Source organism: Propioniciclava sp. (genome assembly GCF_036744435.1).
Classification (GTDB): domain Bacteria; phylum Actinomycetota; class Actinomycetes; order Propionibacteriales; family Propionibacteriaceae; genus Propioniciclava.
The window spans coordinates 1-4,274 of the sequence record NZ_DAIOIA010000174.1 but is presented as its reverse complement, the minus strand read 5'-3'; the positions used below and the strand labels follow the sequence as shown (position 1 = coordinate 4,274).

Sequence of the window (4,274 nt, the reverse complement as noted above, 5' to 3'; positions counted from 1 at the left end):
GTGTGCGATCAAGGACGTGTTCTCCAACCGGATCGTGGGCTACTCGATCGACACCAGGATGAAGGCCCGCATCGCCGTCAACGCGCTCGAGATGGCAGTGGCCCACCGAGGCCGGCCCACCGGAGTGATCGTGCACTCGGACCGCGGCTCTCAATTCCGCTCCAGACGCTTCCTGAAGGCCCTGAAACGTCACGGGCTACGTGGCTCAATGGGCCGCGTGGGGGCCTCCCTCTTAACCGGCTATTCGACTCGCGATCCCTGGTGGCGACACGCCGACGCGCTGCGCGTTCCGCGCAGGTCTGACGCACGGGTGCAACATGTGTCGCATGACGGACAAGGAAGTCCTGTGGCTCGAGCAGCGTGATCGCGAGTGGGTGCTCGCTGGCGAGCACGCCGCGCGGTTCGGGTTGGTGGACGAGTACCTCGCGCATCTGCTGGATCGGAACTATTCGCCCGCGACTGTGAGGTCGTACGGGTATGACCTGCTCGCATTATGCCGCTGGCTCGCGGGCCAGGACCGATCGCTCGAAGAGGTCACGACCGACAACCTCCTGGGGTTTCTGCGGGCATGCCGTGAAGCGACGCTGCCGGGAAGGCCGGGGCCGAACGTCGTCGGGATGGACGGCCGCCCGCTGGATCGTTATGCGGCGACGACGATCAACCGGCGGCTCGCGGCGATCTCGGGCCTGTTCACGTACGCGGGGTTGCGTGACCCCGCCAGACGCAACCCGGTCCCACGCGGCAGAGAAGCGCGCTGGCGAACCAGCGGGGAAAGCTCCGGCATGCTCGCTCACACAGTCCGCCGCCCAGTTTCGCGGTCGGCGTTGAGGTTGCGGGAGCCGCGCCGTCTGCCGGTCGCGTTGTCGCCGCAGGATGCGGCGACGCTGGTGGGGAGTCTGCGGACGTGGCGGGATCGGGCGATTGCGGGGCTGATGCTGTGGTGCGGACTCAGGTCGATGGAAGTCCTCGGCCTCCACGTGAAGGACGTCGATATCGGCGGCCGTTGGGTCACAGTCACCGGGAAGGGTGCGAAGCAGCGGCGTGTCCCGCTCGACCCGGACGTCGCGTCGGTGATCGATGTCTACCTCCTCGCTGAACGGCCCGAGTCGGACTCCGAGACGCTGTTCCTGGTTGCGAAGGGCCCGAACCGGGGTGGCCCGTTGACCGCGGCGGGGCTGCGGACGGTGTTCCGCTACCACCGCGGCCTGACTGGGGTGACCGGCGGGCACCCGCACGCGCTGCGGCACACGTTCGGGACTGTGCTGGCCGAAGCCGGCGTCGATCTTGCGGTGATGCAGGCGCTTCTCGGACACGCGCATGTCGATACCACCGCCCGCTACGTCCACCTCGCCCCGGCTCACGTGAAGGCAGAGTTCGATGCGGCACGCGAACGCATCCGCTCCCAGCAGCGGTGACGCCGCCATCACATCCCTGCGAGGCGATGACCTCCGGGATGCGTATCTGCGTCACCTGACCGCGACCGGCCGCGGCAACAAGTCGTACGAATGGGCGGCGCGACGGTTCTTTGAAGCCTGGCCCGACCCTCAGGACTGGGCCGCAGCGCCGCTGGCGGAGCGGCTGTCGGCAGGGTCGGCGACGCGACCGGTGATCACGTTCCTCATGCTCCACGGCGGCCTCCGACCGGGATACGACTACCTGCTGTCGCGGAAGCTGTCCCCGCTCTGGCGGGAGATCCAGACCAGCCCGCTGCGCGCCGAGATCGACGGGTTCCTCGACGAGGCAGAACAGCTCGGGTTCACCGCCCGGACCAGACTCGCGACCGGCTCCCAGGCCCCGATCCGGTTGCTGATCCAGACCGGGAAGCCGATGCGACACCTCACCGTCGACGACCTGCAGGAGTTCGCCGTGGCCTGCCAGGAACGCGAGCACGCGACGGGGATCTCACATCGCCACTACTTCTCAGCGATCAGCATGGCGCACATGGTGCTGTTCCACCTGGGTGTCCTCGATTCCCCGCCCCGCATCGGCGGTCCGATCCCTTACGAAGAGCGACTCGCCGAGGTCACTGCTTCGTTGCGAGCAGAGCTTGTCGGGTATCTGGAACGCAAACGGGCAACCTGCGACCGCAAGACGGTGTCGGCGATGGCGACCCGGCTCAAGCACTTCGGTGTCTTCCTCACCGAAACCGACCCGGCGTTGACGTCGGTGAGGGATCTGGATCGGCGACGTCACGTCGAACCGTTCCTCGCGTCGCTGGTCGACGCGGTCAGCGACAAGGACGGCGCCCCGATCAGCATCGGCGACCGCAACCGGCGGGTCGTCGCGGTCGCGACGTTCCTCCGCGACATCACCGAATGGGGATGGGACGCCGCACCACCTCGGAAAGTGCTGTTCCGTGACGACATCCCCAAGCTCCCGCAAGTGTTGCCCCGCTACCTCCCGATCGATGCTGACCGGCGGCTCACCGCGGCGTTGACCGAGCATCCCGAGAACGAGTTGGCCGCTCTGGCGCTGCGGTTGCAACGCGCCTGCGGGCTGCGGATCGGAGAGCTGCTCGATCTCGAGCTGGACTGCGTCCACGAGCTCGACGGGAACGGGGCCTGGTTGAAAGTCCCGCTCGGCAAGCTCGCCACCGAACGCATGGTCCCCCTCGACCCCGAGACCCTGGACGTGATCGACCGGGTCACCCAGATCCGCTCCCATGGCCGCCCGCTCCCGCACCCCCGCTACCGGCGCCCGGCGCAGTTCCTGTTCACCTACCTCGGCCGCCGGCTCTCGCAACAGTGCGTCCGCCACGAGCTCGACCACGCCACCGAGGTTGCAGGTCTCGGGCACGTTACCTCCCACCAGCTACGACACACCTACGCGACCGCGCTGGTCAACGCCGGCGTCTCCCTGCAAGCACTCATGGCGCTCCTGGGGCACCAGTCCGCCGAGATGAGCCTTCGCTACGGGCGTCTGTTCGACCAGACCGTCCGCGTCGAATACGAACGCGCCCTCGACCTCGCGAAACAGAACACACCCATCGCAGCGGCGGGAGACATGGCCGGGCGCACCCAGCTGCCACTCACGGTCATCACCGGCGGCCGCGACTGGAAAGACACCCCGCTGCTGAAGTCCCGGATGGCCGGCGGGTTCTGCCTCCGCGCCCCCGCCCAGGGCGCATGCTCCTACGCGAACATCTGCGAACACTGCCCGTCCTACCGATCCGAGCCCTCCTCGTTCCCGATCCTCGCCGCGCAACGCGTTGACGCCGACGCCCTCGCTCGCGACGCGGAACAGCGAGGATGGATCGACGAGGCCGAACGCCACCACAAGCTCATCGCCCGCCTCGACGCGCTCATCGCCGACACGGAGACGCAGACCGGATGACCAACCCCACGCTGAACCAGATCGAACGAGCCTGCACCGAGCTCGCCCGGGACGGCCAACCGATCACGATCGCCGCGGTCGCCGAGCACGCGGGCATCTCCCGGTCCACGATCTACCGTAACCCGGAACTGCGCGCAGTGATCGAGCACCACCGGCAGACCGCTCCGGACAGCGGCATCACCGCGATTACCGACGAACTCACCACGCTCCGCCAGGCCGTCCAGACCCTCGCCGACACCGTCCGGCAGCACGACGCACAACTCCGCCGACTCACCCGCGACTGACCGCGTTACCCGGTCAAACCCAAACCCAGCGCCGATTAGCCGGATAATGCTGGGATAACGCGATGGCCGAATCGTTCTTCTCCGCGTTGAAGAACGAGCGGGTCCACCGCACCGTCTACGCGACGAAAGAACGTGCCAGACGTGACGTCATCGCCTACATCGAGGGGTTCTACAACAGCCGCCGCCGGCACTCCGCCCTCGGCTACCGCAGGCCCAACGAGGTCCACTACAGTTACCAGCAGCCAGCACTGGCAGCGTAAGAGAAACCAATCAACTCCGCTGTCCGAAAACACCGCGCCAGCCCAGACAGACACGGGCAGCTGACCGGGCGGCCTCAACCACCCGCACCGAACACGACCAGCACCCGACAAGCAGACCCACCGACAACGCCGCACGGGCGGCTGACCGAGGCTGGCCGGCAACAGACGACCGACGATCAAGGAACCGCCGGACGACCCAAGAAGCGACGAAGGACGGCGGACGGAAACTGGGAGGCAACAACGCCGACTACGCCTTCGGCAGTCCCCCAGCCACGCCGACGAGCAAACACCGGCAGGGGAAAGAACCGACACCGAGCAGGACCGGCAGCCGACCGCAGGGCCCCTGGGCGGCCTAGAGATTTCGGACGGTGGGCCCTCTTAAGCTGAGGGCGCTACT

At 67.5% G+C, this 4,274-nt stretch carries 3 protein-coding genes and 2 pseudogenes; all 5 read left to right on the top strand.

The features are described from left to right. Nucleotides 1–226: pseudogene (locus V7E09_RS14645) on the top strand (DDE-type integrase/transposase/recombinase); the annotation flags it as partial. A 184-nt stretch (nucleotides 227–410) separates the two neighbouring features. Beyond that, nucleotides 411–1,415, top strand: a complete 1,005-nt coding sequence (locus tag V7E09_RS14640; RefSeq protein ID WP_324523624.1) for a tyrosine-type recombinase/integrase — start codon at nucleotides 411–413, stop codon at nucleotides 1,413–1,415. Beyond that, nucleotides 1,378–3,333 carry a tyrosine-type recombinase/integrase gene (locus V7E09_RS14635; protein ID WP_324523623.1) on the top strand — a complete coding sequence of 652 codons (1,956 nt, stop codon included), beginning with the start codon at nucleotides 1,378–1,380 and terminating at the stop codon, nucleotides 3,331–3,333. Before V7E09_RS14640 ends, V7E09_RS14635 begins: the two co-directional genes overlap by 38 nt. Beyond that, entirely contained in the window at nucleotides 3,330–3,617 is a 288-nt protein-coding gene (locus tag V7E09_RS14630) for a DUF6262 family protein (protein WP_324523622.1), read from the top strand. The genes V7E09_RS14635 and V7E09_RS14630 overlap by 4 nt, the downstream gene beginning before the upstream one ends. 47 nt (nucleotides 3,618–3,664) lie before the next feature. Then, nucleotides 3,665–3,877, top strand: a pseudogene (locus V7E09_RS14625) (integrase core domain-containing protein); the annotation flags it as partial. Between the last annotated feature and the right edge of the window lie 397 nt (nucleotides 3,878–4,274).